At 44.2% G+C, this 18,167-nt stretch carries 16 protein-coding genes; 3 read left to right on the top strand and 13 right to left on the bottom strand.

Features of this window, described 5'->3' with window-relative positions; genetic code table 11:
• The first annotated feature begins 75 nt into the window (after positions 1-75).
• Positions 76-1,191 carry a serine hydrolase domain-containing protein gene (locus KIH87_RS02195; protein WP_232359908.1) on the top strand — a complete coding sequence of 372 codons (1,116 nt, stop codon included), beginning with the start codon at positions 76-78 and terminating at the stop codon, positions 1,189-1,191.
• A 283-nt stretch (positions 1,192-1,474) separates the two neighbouring features.
• Here the strand turns inward: KIH87_RS02195 and KIH87_RS02190 are convergent, their stop codons facing one another.
• The 12 genes from KIH87_RS02190 to KIH87_RS02135 form a co-directional block, all read right to left on the bottom strand.
• A complete protein-coding gene (locus KIH87_RS02190) occupies positions 1,475-2,584 on the bottom strand; it encodes a Fic family protein (protein WP_232359907.1) in 1,110 nt (369 codons plus the stop codon).
• Positions 2,585-2,894: 310 nt separating this feature from the next.
• The gene (locus KIH87_RS02185) at positions 2,895-4,004 is read right to left on the bottom strand and encodes a Fic family protein (protein WP_232359906.1); all 1,110 of its coding nucleotides are present in this window, start codon (positions 4,002-4,004) and stop codon (positions 2,895-2,897) included.
• A gap of 87 nt (positions 4,005-4,091) precedes the next feature.
• A complete protein-coding gene (locus KIH87_RS02180; protein WP_232361529.1) occupies positions 4,092-4,247 on the bottom strand; it encodes a hypothetical protein in 156 nt (51 codons plus the stop codon).
• A 468-nt stretch (positions 4,248-4,715) separates the two neighbouring features.
• Complete coding sequence (locus KIH87_RS02175; RefSeq protein WP_232359905.1) at positions 4,716-5,399, bottom strand: hypothetical protein; 684 nt, start codon at positions 5,397-5,399, stop codon at positions 4,716-4,718.
• 401 nt (positions 5,400-5,800) lie between these two features.
• Positions 5,801-7,633 (bottom strand): glutamine--fructose-6-phosphate transaminase (isomerizing), encoded by a 1,833-nt coding sequence (gene glmS, locus KIH87_RS02170; protein ID WP_232359904.1) that lies wholly within the window; start codon positions 7,631-7,633, stop codon positions 5,801-5,803.
• Positions 7,634-7,652: 19 nt separating this feature from the next.
• A complete protein-coding gene (locus tag KIH87_RS02165) occupies positions 7,653-8,426 on the bottom strand; it encodes a DeoR/GlpR family DNA-binding transcription regulator (RefSeq protein WP_232359903.1) in 774 nt (257 codons plus the stop codon).
• A 273-nt stretch (positions 8,427-8,699) separates the two neighbouring features.
• Entirely contained in the window at positions 8,700-9,164 is a 465-nt protein-coding gene (locus KIH87_RS02160; protein ID WP_232359902.1) for a GNAT family N-acetyltransferase, read from the bottom strand.
• Positions 9,165-9,195: 31 nt separating this feature from the next.
• Positions 9,196-10,581, bottom strand: a complete 1,386-nt coding sequence (glmU, locus tag KIH87_RS02155; RefSeq protein WP_232359901.1) for a bifunctional UDP-N-acetylglucosamine diphosphorylase/glucosamine-1-phosphate N-acetyltransferase GlmU — start codon at positions 10,579-10,581, stop codon at positions 9,196-9,198.
• A gap of 233 nt (positions 10,582-10,814) precedes the next feature.
• Entirely contained in the window at positions 10,815-11,708 is an 894-nt protein-coding gene (locus KIH87_RS02150; RefSeq protein WP_232359900.1) for a DMT family transporter, read from the bottom strand.
• Between the two features lie 28 nt (positions 11,709-11,736).
• Positions 11,737-12,633 carry a DMT family transporter gene (locus KIH87_RS02145; protein ID WP_232359899.1) on the bottom strand — a complete coding sequence of 299 codons (897 nt, stop codon included), beginning with the start codon at positions 12,631-12,633 and terminating at the stop codon, positions 11,737-11,739.
• 271 nt (positions 12,634-12,904) lie between these two features.
• Positions 12,905-13,360, bottom strand: a complete 456-nt coding sequence (locus KIH87_RS02140) for a methylated-DNA--[protein]-cysteine S-methyltransferase (protein ID WP_232359898.1) — start codon at positions 13,358-13,360, stop codon at positions 12,905-12,907.
• The gene (locus KIH87_RS02135; protein ID WP_232359897.1) at positions 13,357-14,769 is read right to left on the bottom strand and encodes a DNA-3-methyladenine glycosylase 2 family protein; all 1,413 of its coding nucleotides are present in this window, start codon (positions 14,767-14,769) and stop codon (positions 13,357-13,359) included. Before KIH87_RS02135 ends, KIH87_RS02140 begins: the two co-directional genes overlap by 4 nt.
• Before the next feature lie 287 nt (positions 14,770-15,056).
• Here KIH87_RS02135 and KIH87_RS02130 point away from each other — a divergent pair, with 287 nt between their 5' ends.
• Together KIH87_RS02130 and KIH87_RS02125 are read left to right on the top strand one after the other, a co-directional pair.
• Positions 15,057-16,229 (top strand): serine hydrolase domain-containing protein, encoded by a 1,173-nt coding sequence (locus KIH87_RS02130; RefSeq protein ID WP_232359896.1) that lies wholly within the window; start codon positions 15,057-15,059, stop codon positions 16,227-16,229.
• 59 nt (positions 16,230-16,288) lie between these two features.
• The gene (locus KIH87_RS02125; RefSeq protein ID WP_232359895.1) at positions 16,289-16,756 is read left to right on the top strand and encodes a nuclear transport factor 2 family protein; all 468 of its coding nucleotides are present in this window, start codon (positions 16,289-16,291) and stop codon (positions 16,754-16,756) included.
• A gap of 71 nt (positions 16,757-16,827) precedes the next feature.
• On the opposite strand, the gene hslU is transcribed toward KIH87_RS02125, so the two are convergent.
• The gene (gene hslU, locus KIH87_RS02120) at positions 16,828-18,156 is read right to left on the bottom strand and encodes an HslU--HslV peptidase ATPase subunit (RefSeq protein WP_232359894.1); all 1,329 of its coding nucleotides are present in this window, start codon (positions 18,154-18,156) and stop codon (positions 16,828-16,830) included.
• Positions 18,157-18,167: the final 11 nt, after the last annotated feature.

The following is an 18,167-nucleotide window of genomic DNA, read 5'->3' as shown; positions in this document are numbered from 1 at the left end:
ACCAACCGTTTTTTGCACATGGAAACAAGCTCAATGAAAAGGTTTACCGGATCTTACGACCAGAACAGCACAAGCATGACAAAATTGTTCGGCAGCATATTCCGACTCACTGTTTTACTTCTCGCTTTTATGTCCTCAAAAAACGCCTTATCCAATGAGATAGAAGGATTAAAAAATGGCCTCAACACTCTCGCTGAAGAGTACATTAAAAACAAAACCTTTACAGGATTGCAAATCGCCATCAGAACAGAAGATGGTGAAATATTTAATCAAGGCTATGGCTATTCTAACCTCGATGCAAAAACGCCCTTCACACCCAATACCATCATTGCCTTGGGTTCCAACACCAAGCAATTCACCAGTACAGGCATTTTATTACTGGCAACTAAAGGCGCTATCAGTCTTGATGATCCGGTAAATAAGCACTTCCCTCTGAAAACCTTTGAAAACAACGACATCACGATTCGTACTTTGTTATGCCATACCTCCGGAATAGGTGATATCTACAATATTGAAGACAAAGGATTTATTAACCACACAACCCTGAAAACATTCTCCGCTCTGGTAGACAGCCTTCCTAAAAACGCAGAGCCCAACGAAAAGTACCAATACAACAATACCGGATACTTATTTTTGGGGCGCATCATTGAACAAGTTTCCAATCAAAGCATTGGTGACTTTTACCGAGAAAATATCATTGCACCGTTAAAACTAAAGAATACGCTCTACCTGGGTGATACCTTTCATCCGCTCAACATAGCGCGCTCATATGAAGAAGACTTTTCTCCCTTTACCTCAGAGCACCAATACTACGCAGAATACAGAATCGCCCATGCAGCAGGCGCTCTCGGCGGCACACTGCAAGACCTGCTAATTTGGCAACAACAGCTTTTGCAAAGCAACGTATTACCCAAAGAATCGATTGAATTAAGGAAAACCCCCTGCACATTAAGCAATGGCGATAAAACCCAATATGGCTTAGGACTAAAGGTGAGGGATGTAAATGGCGTTCAGATGTACCACCACGGTGGAGCAATCAATGGATTTATCAACGACGCCCTCTACTTCCCGAAAAGTAAATTAAGCGTAGGTTATGCCATCAATACCTGGACAAGCCCAATAGAATTCAGGGATAGACTACTTGGAATTGTAGAAAGCACTTATTTAAAGTCAGTGCAGTTAGCCGAATAGTAAGGCTGTGGGAGAGGACTTTATTGTCATCCCACAATTCCTGTCGGTGAACAATAAAGTATCATCCTAAAACCACCGACAGCAGTATTCTATTCACTATGTAAGAATACTAAACAAAGTTAAAGTTTCATCCTTAAGGAACGGAGGGTAAGCTCAGACCCAATTTTTTCAGACAATAAAGTTTCACTCTAACGTCTTCTGCTTAATCATTGTTTGGATAACTTATGGAACGCTTTTTAAAAGATAGATAATAGAATGCAACCCGCGTCAGGCGAATATACGGCTATTTATCATAACGGCTTAAAAAATACCTCGTACTCCGTCCACCGGAGTCTGACTTCGTCAAACAACCCGCCTCAACCAACGCTAATAGATGGCGTGTGGCGGTGGCTCGACTCACCTTGGCTACTTTTTGATACTGACTGGTATTAATGCCCTGCTCAAAGGCACCATCCAACATTCGATTCAGCACCTTTGTTTGTTCAGCACCAAGCCGGGTTTGATCAACTTGTTGCCAATACATTGTTTTAAAGAGTGTTTGTTCAATCTCAGCTAACACTCCAGAAAATGCTTCTTCTAATGTGTCGAAAAACCACAGCAACCAGGGCGTAATATCTAAATCCCCTTTTTGAGTATGCTCAAGGATCTCATAGTAACTTTTGCGCTTAGCCAATATAGCGACAGACATGGCGTAAAATCGGATGGATTGTTGTTCTGCCTGAGCTAACGCCAAATCGGTCAACAACCGCGTAATTCGACCATTACCATCATCCAGAGGATGAATAGTCACAAACCAAAGGTGCGTAATGGCAGCTCGCAATAAAGGATCAAGACGATGGCTGTTCTTTGAATCATTAAACCATTCAATAAACTGGCTTAACTCGGCATCAAGTCGCGCTCGTTCAGGTGCTTCAAAATGAACCGTTGGACGGTCAATTCTCCCAGACACAACCTGCATCGGCGCACCTCCCCGAAGCCGACCACCAAGGATAGGGTTGAAAAGTGTGTAGCCTTCAGGAAAAAGCTGTTTATGCCAATGCAATATACGATCAAGCGTCAGTGGTTCGTCGAGGTTCTCAGTGGCGTCCAACATGATTTCAGCCAAACCGTCGGTTTGCTCAGTGGTAGGAAACGGACGCTCTTGGCTGATCCCAAGTTTATTCGCCAACGAGGAACGAACTGAGGCAGCATTAAGCTTTTCCCCCTCAATCGCGCTGGAGTGAACAATGTTAGCTAGAAGAGTATTCAGCATGGCTTGTTTTTGATCCTGGGGCTGAGCAGTTGCCTTGCCCAACAAGACTCCCTGATTAAGCCTGACTTGTCTTAATCTCGGCTCAATGGCCTCATTATCCCAGTGAAAATGAGGCCAGTTTTCTTGCTGCCAAATCCACATATCTGCTCAATGATTCAATAAATGACGTTAATTAAATCAAATAATGATTCAATTAACACATTTATTCATGTCGGTGAACAATAAAGTATCATCCTAAAACCACCGACAGGAGTATTCTATTCACTATGTAAGAATACTAAACAAAGTCAAAGTTTCATCCTTAAGGAACGGAGGGTAAGCTCAGACCCAATTTTTTCAGACAATAAAGTTTCACTCTAACGTCTTTTGCTTAATCATTGTTTGGATAACTTGTGGCACGTTTTTTAGAAGATAAACAATCGAATTGAGTCTATGCCAAGTGAGTGCAAATCTATTTATCATAACGGCTTAAAAAATACCTCGTACTCCGTCCACCGGAGTCTGACTTCGTCAAACAACCCGCTTCAACCAACGATAATAGATGACGTGTCGCGGTGGCTCTGCTCACCTTGGCTACTTTTTGATACTGACTGGTATTAATGCCCTGCTCAAAGGCACCATCCAACATTCGATTTAGCACCTTTGTTTGCTCAGCACCAAGCCGGGTTTGATCAACTTGTTGCCAATACATTGTTTTAAAGAGTGTTTGTTCAATCTCAGCTAACACTCCAGAAAATGCTTCTTCTAATGTGTCGAAAAACCACAGCAACCAGGGCGTAATATCTAAATCGCCTTTTTGAGTATGCTCAAGGATCTCATAGTAGCTTTTGCGCTTAGCCAATATAGCGACAGGCATGGCGTAAAATCGGATGGATTGTTGTTCTGCCTGAGCTAACGCCAAATCGGTCAACAACCGCGTAATTCGACCATTACCATCATCCAGAGGATGAATAGTCACAAACCAAAGGTGCGTAATTGCGGCTCGTAATAAAGGATCAAGACGATGGCTGTTCTTTGAATCATTAAACCATTCAATAAACTGGCTTAACTCGGCATCAAGTCGCGCTCGTTCCGGTGCTTCAAAATGAACGGTTGGACGGTCAATTCTCCCAGACACAACCTGCATCGGCGCATCTCCCCGAAGCCGACCGCCAACTATCGGACTGAATAGGGTGTAACCTTCAGGAAAAAGGCACTTGTGCCAATGCAATATACGTTCAAGTGTGAGAGGTTCGTCGAGGTTCTCGGTAGCGTCCAACATGATTTCAGCCAAACCGTCGGTTTGCTCAGTGGTAGGAAATGGACGCTCTTGGCTTATCCCAAGTTTATTCGCCAACGAGGAACGAACTGAGGCAGCATTAAGCTTTTCACCCTCAATCGCGCTGGAGTGAACAATGTTAGCCAGAAGAGTATCCAGCATAGTTTGTTTCTTGTTCTGAGGCTGAGCAGTCGCTTTGCCCAACAAGACTCCCTGATTAAGCCTGACTTGCCTTAATCTCGGCTCAATGGCCTCATTATCCCACTGAAAATGAGGCCAGTTTTCTTGCTGCCAAATCCACATACCTGCTCAATGATTCAATAAATGACGTTAATTAAATCAAATAATGATTCAATTAACGCATTTATTCAACTCACTTTATGAGCCGAATCACTCGACAGTAACCGATTTTGCCAGGTTGCGAGGCTGGTCTACGTCTGTTCCCTTTATCACTGCAACGTAGTATGACAACAGTTGCAACGGTAAGGTATACACGATTGGCGCGACAATTTCGTCTACGTGTGGGATGTTGATTCGACTATTCACTTACTACTATTCGTTTAGCTAAATCCCCACTATATATCAAAAGCTTAGTGCACTCATTTTATGGGAAGGTTACATAGGCATGATTTATGTTTCATGCCACTTTAAATTTGGAGTGGGTTTGGGAATCGAACCCCGGCTTTCTCTTGGGAAGCATCACTTTCCATAAACAATCTATCTCTCATTCGAGTTGAGGTTGCCACCAGGCCCCACAGAAAAACCGCCTCACACCAAACGCATTTCACTAGTAAAATAATGAAGTTCAAATTGTTCATAACTACCTCCTTGATTAGAGAAGGCAACTCCAACTCGAACGAGATATCAATTGCCACTTCCAATAATGCTTTAACCCCCAAACTTTGAATTAATAATGCCTAACGTTAAGCTAACGGGCAGTGACGTAGCGGCATAATCGCGAAGCGCCGCTGCGTTACTGTCCCGGTGACCGAAGGGAACGTGTTAAGCGCCTTGTTAAGTTGCGATGTGAACTAAATCTTCCCGAACTTTTTCAAGACTAGAATAATAAGTGTGGACGAATTCGGTACGAAATATCGAGCCACGATAATTCCCAATTAGGTCTTGTAACTTGTTTAAATTTTGAGTGTTAATTGTTCCTTGAGGGTCACTTTCAATTGTCAATTGTTTATGCTCGTATTCATCTACAATACTGTTCAAGTATTCTTCCATTGAGTTGAGGTTAGTTGATATTTCATCACAATTAGTAAACAGCGCCGAATTTGTAGAAATATCTTTGGCAAGAACTTCTAACTCTAGCTGATATTCATTCAATAGTTGCATTTGACTGTGATAGTCATCGACTTTAACAAAATATAAGATTTTGTCGCCAGTATCCCTCTTTAATGCTACTGCTCTTAATACCCTTCTAATTTTTTTAACTTCAATAAATGCATTATTTAACCTAGTTAAGATACTGTTTCTAAATTCATTTCTTTCTAAAAACTCCTGCCTTTCATTGTTCGCTTTTGTGATCAAGATAGAAACGACATGACCCGCAACACCAATGACAATAAGCTGCAAAAACGCCTTGTAGGTTTCTGTTTCAAGATCCTTCACTTCGCCTGTAAGGGCTAAAACTAAAAGTGCAAGAACGGAACAAATAACGAGACCTGAGATAAAAACGACTAGATTCTTCATTTAATCAAAAACTTCCTCTAAGTAACTTAACCGTGTATTACCATGAATTCACGGTATGCCGCAGATGGCGTAATACCGTTTATTCAGCGTTTCTCTTTATTTTTTCCCATACTAACAATAACTTGGAGCCAGCTACCAGCGCTTTATGTGTAACACGTTGTGGGGAAAGCGAGAATTGGGATTTACAGTGGTTCGGGTATACTCAAATAACAACAGCCAATTCCTGATAGAGAATTGCTCGTATATACCACCAAATTGTTAAGTCAGAAGGTCGCGGTGAACGTCCGCAATTATCTCAATGCGATCTGGGTCAGTATGATACTTTAATACTTGGTATGATACTTTATTGTGTGGGATGAAACTTTATTGTCATCCCACATCAACTCATTTCATGAGTCAAATCACTCAACAGTAACGGATTTTGCCAGGTTACGAGGCTGATCTACGTCTGTTCCCTTTATCACTGCAACGTAGTATGACAACAATTGCAGCGGTAAGGTATACACGATTGGCGCGACGATTTCGTCTACGTGTGGGATGTTGATCACGCGCATGGTGGCGTCGCTTTCAAAGTTGGCGTCTTTGTCGGCGAATACATACATAATACCGCCTCTGGCGCGAACTTCTTCCACGTTAGATTTCAGTTTTTCCAACAGTTCATTGTTGGGGGCAACCACAATGACAGGCATTTCGTCGTCGATAAGCGCTAATGGGCCATGTTTAAGCTCACCAGAAGCGTAGGCTTCAGCGTGAATGTAGGAGATTTCTTTCAGCTTTAATGCACCTTCCATTGCGATGGGGTACTGGTCGCCTCGGCCTAAAAACAGCGCATGGTGTTTGTCGGCAAATTCTTCTGCCAGTTGGCCAATTTCTTTGTCGAGGTTCAGCGTTGCTTCCAGTTTGGCAGGTAAAGTATTCAAGGCATTAACAATCGCATTGGCTTGTTCTTTGCTCATGCCATTACATTGCCCAAGCTTTAACGTAAGCATTAACAGAGCGGTTAATTGGGTGGTGAAGGCTTTGGTTGAAGCCACGCCAATTTCAGCCCCTGCTTTGGTCATGAAGGACAGGTCTGATTCGCGAACCAATGACGATCCCGGTACATTACACACGGTTAAGCTCGACATATACCCCAGCTCTTTCGCCAAACGCAGTGCCGCTAATGTGTCTGCGGTTTCGCCGGACTGAGAGATGGTGATCAGCAAGCTGTTGTCGTGTACGAAGGATTTGCGGTAGCGGAATTCCGATGCAATCTCCACATTACAAGACACGTTAGCGTATTGCTCCAACCAGTAACGAGCGGTCATGCCAGCGTGATAGCTGGTTCCACAGGCGACAATTTGAACATGGCGAACTTTTTGCAAAATCATGTCGGCATCATCACCATAAATGCCGGGCAAAAGCCCTTCACTGTTCAATCGCCCTTGCAACGCATTGCGCACTACGATGGGTTGTTCGTAGATTTCCTTAAGCATGTAATGGCGATATCCCGCTTTGTCTCCGGCGTCGTGTTCGATTTCCGAATCGTGGATCTGACGCTCTACTTCCTCGCCATTTTTATCCAAAATACGTACAGATGTGCGCGTGATCTCAGCAACATCGCCTTCTTCAAGGAAGATAAAACGACGAGTCACCGGCAATAACGCGAGCTGATCAGAGGCAATAAAGTTTTCACCTATGCCCAAGCCAATCACCAATGGGCTGCCAGAACGGGCAACCACCAGCGTTTCAGGATCGTTTTTATCCATCACTACTGTGCCATAAGCGCCATGAAACTGTTTTACTGACTTGCACACGGCGTCCAGTAAACTCTCAGCCTGTTTCATTTCTTTGTGAATTGTATGAGCGATAGTTTCGGTATCGGTTTCAGATTGGAAGTCGTAGCCATCGCTGCGCAATATTTCGCGCAGGCTTTGATAGTTTTCGATAATGCCATTGTGAACGACAGCGATCTGCTCGCTGGAAAAGTGAGGGTGAGCATTCTTGTCGGTAACACCACCATGGGTTGCCCAACGTGTATGAGCAATACCGATGGAGCCTTTAAGAGGCGATTCTGCCAACGCATTTTGTAATTCCTGCACCTTTCCTATACGGCGCACGCGATGGAGTTTCTGGTCAGCATCGACCAACGCCACGCCCGCAGAGTCATAACCGCGATATTCAAGGCGCTTCAAGCCTTCCAGCAAAATATTAACAACGTTACGTTCTGCAATTGCCCCAACGATTCCACACATGGTGATCTCCTAAAATATTCTATTCATCTGCGGTATTCGCACACATCACCTCAACACCTTTAGCCTGAATTGCTGCTTTGGTTTCTGGTGCGATGTGATTGTCTGTTACCAAAACAGAAATACAGCTCCAGGGCAGCTCCAGATTAGGCATTTTACGTGCGAATTTGCTTGATTCAGCCAACACCACAACCTGGCGAGACACTTCTGCCATTGTTTGAGTCAGGTGGGTTAGCTCGTTGAAAGTAGTAGTGCCTCTGTCGACATCGAGCCCGGCGGCTCCAACAAAAGCAGTGTCAAAATTGTATGCTTTGAGCATTTGCTCAGCCATTGCGCCCTGAAAGGAATGTGATTGTGTATCCCAGGTTCCGCCTGTCATCAGTACAGTGGGTTCCTGTTCTAACTCTAATAATTCTTTCGCCACATGCAGGGAATTGGTCATCACAACCAAACCCGTTTTTTCGTTCAGCTCTGGCAGTAATGCACCCGTGGTAGAGCCGCTATCCACAATGATGCGGTCATGATCTTTAATAAGGCTTGATGCCAGTTTAGCAATAGCTATCTTTCGATTCGAAACTTTATCATGATTGATTTCAGGTGCATCCACAGGCATCAATATCGCACCGCCAAATCGACGTAACACCAAACCGTCGGTTTCCAACGCAGCTAAATCTTTGCGAACAGTCACTTCGGAGGTTTGATGCTGACGCGCCAATTCCTCAACACTGGCTTCACCATTCTGAGTAATATGATCAAGGATCTGTCGACGACGTTGTTGTGTATTTCGAGGATGCAAAATTGAAATCAACTTGAAAGCTTAAAGTTTCGATTTGAAAGGATTCTAATTTAAATGAAAGTTAATGCAAGTATTTAATACCCGCTCAAAACACAAATACAATGCTCCGCACAAATATAGAGAGGCGATTATAGAAGTGTGCGATAACTGCAAGCCTCCTACAGAAATGGATCGCAGACTCGCCGTAAATCAATCCCTTGCGGTTCCACATCCGCATCCTTGCGGCTGAGGGTCTGCTCACCACTTTCTGTAGAAGACCATCACTTCGATTATTTAGAAAGGTTCTAGCGCCAATGTCATAAACACGCTGTTAGGATCAAGCTTGTAATCCGCGAAGGGTTCGCATTCGATAAAGCCATGCTTTTTATAGAGTAAACGTGCAGGAGCAAAATAATCTTCAACTCCCGTTTCCAACGACAAGCGCTGATATTCACGCTTTTGAGATTCTTCAATCAAGTGATTTAGCAAACGAGAAGCCACACCTCGACGATGATAATCCCGAGACGTACGCATTGATTTGATCTCGCCATGTGCCGTATCAAGTTCCTTTAGTGCAATACAACCCGCCAAATTGCTCCCGTCCCAAATACTCCAAAAGCTGATATGAGACTGTTTCAACGCTTCAAGATCAAGAGCATGTACGCTCTCCGGCGGCGAAGTTGCGTACATGTCATCCAGATGTTCTTGCAGCAATGCTTGTATTTTAGAACCACTCAAATCATCAAGGATAATATTCATTCTGGCTTGCTCTTTAACTGCAAATTTTTAACTAAGACTTCTTAACCGGGCGCTTCCAGTTGTCATTAACACGTTGCTTGGCACGCGCCACGGCAAGGTTGTTGTCTGGCACGGGTTTATTGATAGTTGAACCTGCTCCAACCGTGGCATTTTTGCCAATTTCCACCGGAGCAACCAAAGCTGAGTTTGAGCCAATAAAAGCGCCATCACCGATAATGGTTTTCGATTTATTCACACCGTCGTAATTACAGGTAATGGTTCCTGCACCAATGTTGACGTTCTCACCAACCTCTGCATCACCAATATACGACAAGTGATTAGCTTTAGAGCCTTTGCCCAATACGGCTTTCTTCATTTCAACAAAGTTACCCACTTTAGCCCCTTCATCCAGCACAGTGCCGGGGCGCAAACGCGCATAAGGGCCAACCACGCAATGGGCTGCAACTTTGGCTTGCTGAACAATAGAATTCGCTTCAATGACAACACCGTCGCCAATTTCACAGTCGATCAAGATACAGTTCGCGCCAATTGACACATTGTTGCCTAGCTTAACCTTGCCTTGCAGTACCACGTTGACGTCGATTGTTATATCGATAGCCACGTCCTGGCCTGTTTCAACCTCACCACGAATATCCAAACGCGCCGGATCAAACAGAGTCACGCCTTGCATCATCAAGGCTTCCGCTTGTTCACGCTGAAAAGCTCTTTCCAGACGAGCCAGTTGCACACGATTATTAATGCCTTCAACTTCAATGGCTGTATCGGGTTGCGCGGACTGAATATGCTTGCCTTCGTTAGCGGCCATCGCAATCACATCAACCAGATAATATTCATTCTGAGCATTGTTGTTATCTAACTGCGACACCCAGCGCTTTAAGTCAGCGCCAGACATGATCATAATGCCCGTATTAATCTCGCGGATCGCCAGTTGCTCTGGTGTTGCATCTTTGTGCTCAACAATGGCCTTGATGCTACCTTTACCCTGATCGCCTTCTCTAATAATGCGCCCCATTCCGGTTGGGTCTTCCAAATCGACTGTTAGCAAAGCCACATCGGCAGCTTTCTTAACTTCCATCAGGCGCTGCAATGTAGACGCTTTGATTAACGGCGCATCACCCACCAGAATCAGAACATCATCACTATCCTGAATATGAGGCAAAGCTTGTTGCACTGCGTGGCCAGTGCCCAACTGTTCAGCCTGATGACACCAGTTCACGCTGTTATGTTCCAAGGCACTTTTTAGCTGGTCAGCACCGTGACCGTAGACCAGATTGATTTGTTCAGCACCCAGGCTTTTCACCGTATCAATAATGCGCTGAACCATAGGTTTCCCTGCAATGGGATGTAAAACTTTAGGTAATGCAGATTTCATTCGGGTGCCTTTACCAGCAGCCAAAATGACAACAGAAAGTGACATAAGGAATTCCCTTAAACCTGTTACACAAACCTGAATCGCCGGTATAGCTAATTCCCTATTCAGGGCAGCTCGGATTTATTGGCGACAATCAGGTAATTAATCGACAAAAATTGCCGCTATTCTAACTCAAGTTTTAGTGGAAACCTTATTTTTATTAGGCCATTTTGTGTTAACAGGAAAACTGAAGTGAAACGCTGTTTTGGAAGGTGCTGACCGTCGTCAGCATGACGAATTTAAGCTTTTGCTGTTCTGCGCTTTTCTACCCGAACAAGTCCGGTAGTCAGTGCAATGCCTAGCAACACAACTGCGCCGCCAACGAAGGTCTTTAACTGCAATTGCTCGTTCAAGAACAAAGCTCCCCACAAAATGGCGAATAATGGCAGTAAGTACATATTGGTGAGCGCCTTTGCAATGCCTTGTTCGGCGATTAATTTGTAGTAAAGATAGAAGGCAAACCCCGAGCAAGCCACACCTAAAAACAAGGTACTCGACCAGGCTTCAGCACTGGCGGCTTGTTCAGGCCACGACATCAGGGCAAATGGCAGTAACACTAACGAAGAATACAATTGGCTGCCCGCTGCAATCGTCATAGGGCGAAGTCCTTCGGCATAGGCTTTGCTGATACAGGCAGCCAAACCGTAGTTCACACAGGCGAACAAGCCAATAAGCACTGGCACGATATCGAGAGAGAGCCCTGATGCAGGGTCGATAAGCAACATCGCCACGCCTAAAAAGCCCAAAACCAAACCTAACAAGGCTCCCGACGTTAACTTTTCTCCTAGCCAGAAAAAAGCAATAAGCACCCCAAACATAGGCGCAGTAGCGTTAATAATTCCCATGGTTCCGGATTCAAGAAACAAACTGACATAAGCCCATAAACTAAAAGGTAACGCAGTATTGGTAATGGCCAGTGCAGTGAGTAAAAACCAATGTCGTAAGATCAGTCGCAGTTCCGTCTTGCGAGTAAAATAGACGATTGCGCCAAGAATAACCGTGGCAATAACACAGCGAATAAAGGTTAAAGGCATTGCGCCAATTTCAGGCGACGCAATACGCATAAACATGAAGGATGAACCCCATATGGCAGACAACAATAGCAGTTCAAAAACCCATTTAAGCTGCATCATTTGAATCCTTATCTGATGTTTCTATGCGCTAGCAATTAGTTTCAGCTAATCGCTTTCGACCCAACCGAATATAACCGGTAGTAAAAGCAACGCCTAGCAAGATAAAGCCGCCACCTAACAAGGTTCTAAACTCAATAATTTCGCCCAGGAACAAGCTTCCCCAAAGGATAGCAAACAAGGGGATAAGGTAAGTCACCGATAAGGTTTTGGTAATTCCCTGCTCTGCAATCATTTTGAAATACATGTAAAACGCAAAGCCGGTACAGGCAATCCCTAGTACGACAGTGCTCCACACAGCCGTCGAACTGGGCATAGCTTCAGGCCAGGTATAAAGGGCAAATGGCGCAAGCACCAAAGAAGAAAACAACTGGCTGCCCGTAGCAACCGCCATAGGAGGCAAGCCCTTAGCTTTCGCTCTCGTCAGGTTTGCAGCTATGCCATAGCATGTGGTCGCCATCAATCCCACTAATACAGGAAGAGTTTCCAAACTCACTCCCGACTGAGGCACTATCATTAAGACACACACTCCGATGAACCCCAAAAACAGCCCGATAATAGCGCTGCTTTCCAGTTTTTCTTTTAACCAGACAAAAGCAATCAGAGCCCCAAACAACGGTGTAGTAGCGTTCAATACAGCCATTGGGCCCGATTCCAGATAGTAACTCACAAAGCTCCATAAACAGAAAGGCACTGCGGTGCTGCTCAGAGCAATAAGCACCAACAACTTCCAATGTTTGGCGATAAGTTGCATGTCTTTGCGTCGGGTGAAATAGAGAATCGTTCCCAAGAATAATGTCGCGATGACGGTACGAGTAAAGGTCATTGGAAATGCGCCCAGCTCAACCACTGACAAGCGCATAAACATAAAAGATGAGCCCCAAATTGCCGCTAACAAGACAAGTTCAAGTAGCCATTTCAAATGCATTGCAGTTCCCGCAAAAAAGTAAAAATGAAAGCCAACGGAGTATGTGGCCTAATGCTTAAATCAACCTGAAAAGAAACCAAACGAAGATAACTTTATAAGAGCTTTGGTTCCGTTTAGTTGGTTGTAATTGAGCTCTTAATTCCTAAGATAGAAACGAGCTCGAATTTATGTAGAAACACTACTTGGAATGATTATTTTTGCTATTTCATACGGCGCTTTCATATAGCGATCTATATTAAACACCACCGCAGAATTGACGCCGAATATACGCCTAATTATGCTTTTGTTCCAGCGCTAATAACCAGGCTTTTTTATCCAGCCCACCGGCATATCCAGTAAGAGTACCATTCTTACCTATCACTCGATGACAAGGGATCACAATGGCAATTGGGTTCTTACCATTTGCTCCACCAACCGCTTGTGTACCTCTGGGATTACCAATGCCTTTAGCAATATCCTGATAACTCACTGTTTTCCCAAAAGGAATCGTTTGTAGCTGCTCCCAAACTTTCTGTTGAAAAGCCGTGCCTTTAGGAGAAAGTGGCAAATCGAATTCTGTTCTGGAACCATCGAAGTATTCTTGTAGTTGAGCTTTCGCCTGCTTTAATACAACCGTTTCTGTCTCTGGGAAATCTTTGTTGGCAACAAAATCAATATGAGTAATCGCGGCTTCGTTGCCAGTGATCTTTACCAAGCCAAGTTCTGTCGATAAATAAGTGTGGTTCACGCCATACTCCATAATTGAAAAGTAAGATAACTACGCCAAGGTGCTGCAAAATCAGCGCAAATGTCATGTTGTTGTAGTTGCTTCTTGATGACCAGATCGGTATCCAGCCAAATGTCGGGCTCTGACTGCCCACGCATTTGGGCATAGGCAACTGTCCAAGGGCCAATACCTTTAATGGATAACCAATCGTCAACTTGATGTAGACCTGTCGAACTTTGCTTATCCTTATCTACCATGTACTGAGCAAGATTATGTAAAGTCTGCTTTCTGGCTCCCGGCATTTTCAAACAATCCAGATTGTTATCCAAAATGTGTTGTGCCGTAGGGAAATACAATTTTCCATCAATCTCAAAACCACAGCTTTCAGTTAATCGACTCAAATGAGAAATCGCAGCCTTTACCGAAACCTGCTGCCCCAAAATTGCCCTTACCCCCGCTTCAAACACACTCCACACTCCGGGTAAACGCAATCCCTGCACGATAGTTTGCTCTGGAACACCAGCCTTTATCATGCATTCAGCAATGGCATTACTGTCTGCATCCAAATCCAGCACACGACGAATATTACGTATAACGTCCCCGAGATTTCGATAAGAATTCATTTCTATCTGTACATCAAACACCCGCTCTTCAGCATTGAACATTGCTTTGAAAGTGCCATGTACAGGCTCTGACTCAGCACCTACAGGCAAGGTGAAATGACGTTGATAGCCGTCATCTGTGACGATTTCCACCCCCTCTATCGCCCTTAATGCCATGAAATCTCTAACCTGTGGCCAATGATAAGGTTCCCTGAACGACAAGCGTAAGCTATTACATAAAGCCTTACCATTGGCATGTGTAAGGCTTTGCTGCCGAACCTGCCCTGGCGATAAGCGCAGGAACTTCATCATGTTGTCTTGCAGACGACGTGAGCTGTTAAAGCCACAACTTTGCGCAACATCTTCGACAGAAAGCTGAGTTTCATGCAGTAAATTCTTGGCAAATAATAGCTGCTCAGTCATTTGATATTGCTTTGGCGCAATGCCCAAATAGCGTTGAAATAGCTTTCTCAGGTAGCGATCGGAAATCCCTAATCGCTCACATAAAGCTTGCATAGACAAAGACGGTGATTCTTTTAACAGCTTCATTGCGCGTATTAATGTGGTTTCGGTTCCTTTCCAGGCAAAAGATCCCGGCGCACTGTCTGGACGGCACCGCAAGCAAGGGCGATAACCCGCTTGCATGGCCTGAGCTGCAAAGTCGAAATACTCCACATTCTCTTCTTTAGGCATTTTTACCGGGCAAATATTGCGACAGAAAATACCTGTGGTTCTCACCGCCACAAAAAAGCGACCATCAAAGCGCGGATCACGGCTATGACGCGCTTGCTGGTACTGAGAATGCGGTATCGAAACCAAGGCGGACATGAAGTAACTCTCGAAAATTCAATCTAACAGAATGAGATAAGTGTAATCGGGAATTATTAATGAATCGCGACGAAATCGGAACTGGTTTCAATTTATGCGGTCATAACAATCAATTGACTATACTTAAACCAGTGCGAGCAACTTCCATTGCTTAAGTTCCATTGCTTAATAAGTAGCGAAATAAGATAATACCCGGCTATACAGGGAAACCGATGTCGATATCTCAGTTTGTAAGAGAATTAGGTCATTCGACATCATCACATAAAGCAACAAGAACTATAACGATAATGCCCAAAATCCGAGCTTTTCAATTTATCACTTTATTTATACTAGCCTCTAGCCAGGCAGTGCAGGCTCAGTCGCCACATTGGATGGACGAATTCCTGGCTGGCACGCAAGCAAAAGTAAAAGAAAAGAAAGTGCCCGGTTACAGCATGGTCTATGTAGAACAAGGCACTCCAGCTCAATATTTCAGTTATGGTCTCACCGAATCCAACGGTACTAAAATCAATGAATTTACGCTGTTCAGATTGGCTTCGGTATCGAAAACCTTTACCGGCAGTTTAACCGCGAAATTGGTAGAGCAAGGTAAGCTGGATTGGCAAACCTCTATTTCAAAACTCGCGCCCGATTTTGGCTTCGACCAAACCGGTATGGCCAATATCACCCTTGAGCATATACTCAGTCAGAGTAGTGGTTTGGTGCCCAATGCTTACGACAACCTGATTGAAGCTAACTATTCGGTCAAACGTATTCTTAATGAACTGGCAGAATTACAACCGTTATGCCAACCGGGTGAATGTTACACCTATCAAAATGCCTTATTCGGCGTGTTAGAACAGCATTTTAATCAAAACAACGTTTCCTACAGCTCCTTACTGCAAAAAGAGCTTTTGCAACCTTTAAAAATGCAATACACCTCAGTAGGTAAAGTCCCTCTTGAATCCGCGAAATCCTGGGCTAAACCTCATGTTTTGACACGAGATAAGACCTGGAAGAAAACCAACGTGTCTAATAATTACTATCGCTTTGCCCCTGCAGCTGGCATCAATACCAACTCAAAAGACTTGGGGATCTGGCTTAAAGCCTTGTTAGGTGAACGTCCCGACGTATTAAGCCCGGAAGTCATTACCGGTGTCACCACACCCAAAATACGCACCAAACGCGAGATATATAGAAAAGGGTGGAAAGGCCATTTGCATGACGCTTATTACGGATATGGCTGGCGAGTTTATGATTTCGACGGACACAAGTTGAATTATCACAGTGGTTGGGTACGAGGCTATCGTGCGGAAATCGGTTTCTCTCCGGAAACCGGCGCAGGGTTTGCCGTATTGATGAATGCCGAGTCCAATGTGATTAATGAAATTGGCGCTGAATTCTGGGCAAAATACTTTCAACATTTAAACTCAGACCAATTCGCCAATAATGAGGAAAACACCGGCAACGCAGGAGAGTAAGCAGTATCCATTTCTCCGGCTCCAACTCAGGAATTATTAAAAAGAAATTTCAAGGAGATATGATGAAACGCTTATTACTCATTCTTGTATGCGGTATTTTTGCATCAAACGCTTATGCTTCCGGGCTGTCAGAGCAAGAACTGAAAGCCAAAGCGACCCAGTTTCTACAGGCTAAAGAAGCCAAGCAACAACCCTCTACCACCGAAGCCGATATTGATCACTTCCTGTCGTTTTTCTCGGATGAATTCACCGACGAGCATGTAAAATTTAATGTTACGGTGACGGACAAAAACGAGTTCAAACAAGGATTGATGGGCAAAATGCAGGATGAGATCGCCTACAACAAAATTGAAATAGGAGAAATGCTCATTGGTGCCAATGTAGTTGCGGTTAAATTCACAGAAAACGGCAAAGTTAAACCATCACACCTGAATAAGTTTATCGAATACAGCGTTCCACACATTATGGTCATGGAATTTGATGAAAAGGGTTTAATCAAACATTTGAGAAGACATCACGGCAAATAAAAGCCAATAAAAAACGGTGCTTAAGAGCAATTCTCAACGCACCGTTTTGAAAAATAAATTCAATAATGAATTTACAAAATAAAGCGACTCAGGTCTTCGTTTTCGATCAATGCATCCAGGTGATCATCTACGTACTTGGCATTAATTTCCAACGCATGACCACTTTTTTCGGAAGCATCAAACGAGATATCTTCCATCAACTTTTCCATCACGGTATGCAAACGACGCGCACCGATATTTTCAATGCTTTCATTCACTTGCCATGCCGCATGAGCGATACGATCAATGCCGTCTTCGGTGAAAGATAAATCGACACCTTCGGTTTTTAGCAACGCTTGATACTGCTCGGTTAAGGATGCATTCGGCTCAGTCAAAATGCGCTTAAAGTCATTCGTTGTTAGCGCAGACAATTCAACGCGAATTGGCAGACGGCCTTGAAGTTCAGGGATCAAGTCAGAAGGCTTGGACATTTGAAATGCGCCAGACGCGATAAACAAAATATGATCCGTCTTCACCATGCCATGTTTGGTATTAACCGTTGAACCTTCAACTAATGGCAGCAAATCACGCTGCACACCTTCACGGGAAACATCAGCAGTACCCGTGCCTTCACGCTTACAAATCTTGTCGATTTCGTCGATAAATACGATGCCGTTTTGCTCAACCGATTCCAGCGCTTTTTCTTTCAGCTCCTCCTGATTAACCAGCTTGCTGGCTTCTTCTTCTATCAGGAATTTCATCGCATCTTTTACTTTCAACTTCTTCTTTTTCTTCTGCGTACCGCTCAGATTCTGGAACATACCTTGAAGTTGACTGGTCATTTCCTCCATACCTGGAGGCGCCATGATTTCAACACCAACCTGAGGCAGAGCAACATCAATCTCGATCTCTTTTTCATCAAGACTGCCTTCGCGCAACTTCTTGCGGAAGATCTGGCGCGTGCTGGAATCTTCGGTTTTTTCTTTCTCACCCCAAACGTTTTCAGCAGGAGGCAGCAACACATCCAAAATGCGATCTTCGGCGGCTTCTTCCGCACGATAACGTACTTTTTGCAATTCCTGCTCTTTAGTCATCTTTACTGCGATGTCGGCAAGATCACGAATAATGGTGTCCACTTCCTTACCAACATAGCCCACTTCGGTGAACTTGGTGGCTTCCACCTTAATGAAGGGCGCATTAGCCAATTTAGCCAAACGTCGAGCAATTTCAGTTTTACCGACCCCTGTCGGGCCGATCATCAGGATGTTTTTAGGTGTGACTTCCTGACGTAAATCTTCATTTAACTGCATTCGACGCCAACGGTTACGAAGCGCGATGGCAACCGCACGTTTCGCGTTCTGTTGTCCAATGATGTGATTGTCCAACTCGTGAACGATTTCTCTAGGGGTCATCTCAGACATGCATTCGATCC

Origin of the sequence: Paraneptunicella aestuarii (assembly GCF_019900845.1) — a bacterium.
Classification (GTDB): Bacteria; Pseudomonadota; Gammaproteobacteria; order Enterobacterales; family Alteromonadaceae; genus Paraneptunicella; species Paraneptunicella aestuarii.
Note: the sequence above shows the minus strand (reverse complement) of the source record. Positions and strands in the feature narration are given on the sequence as shown.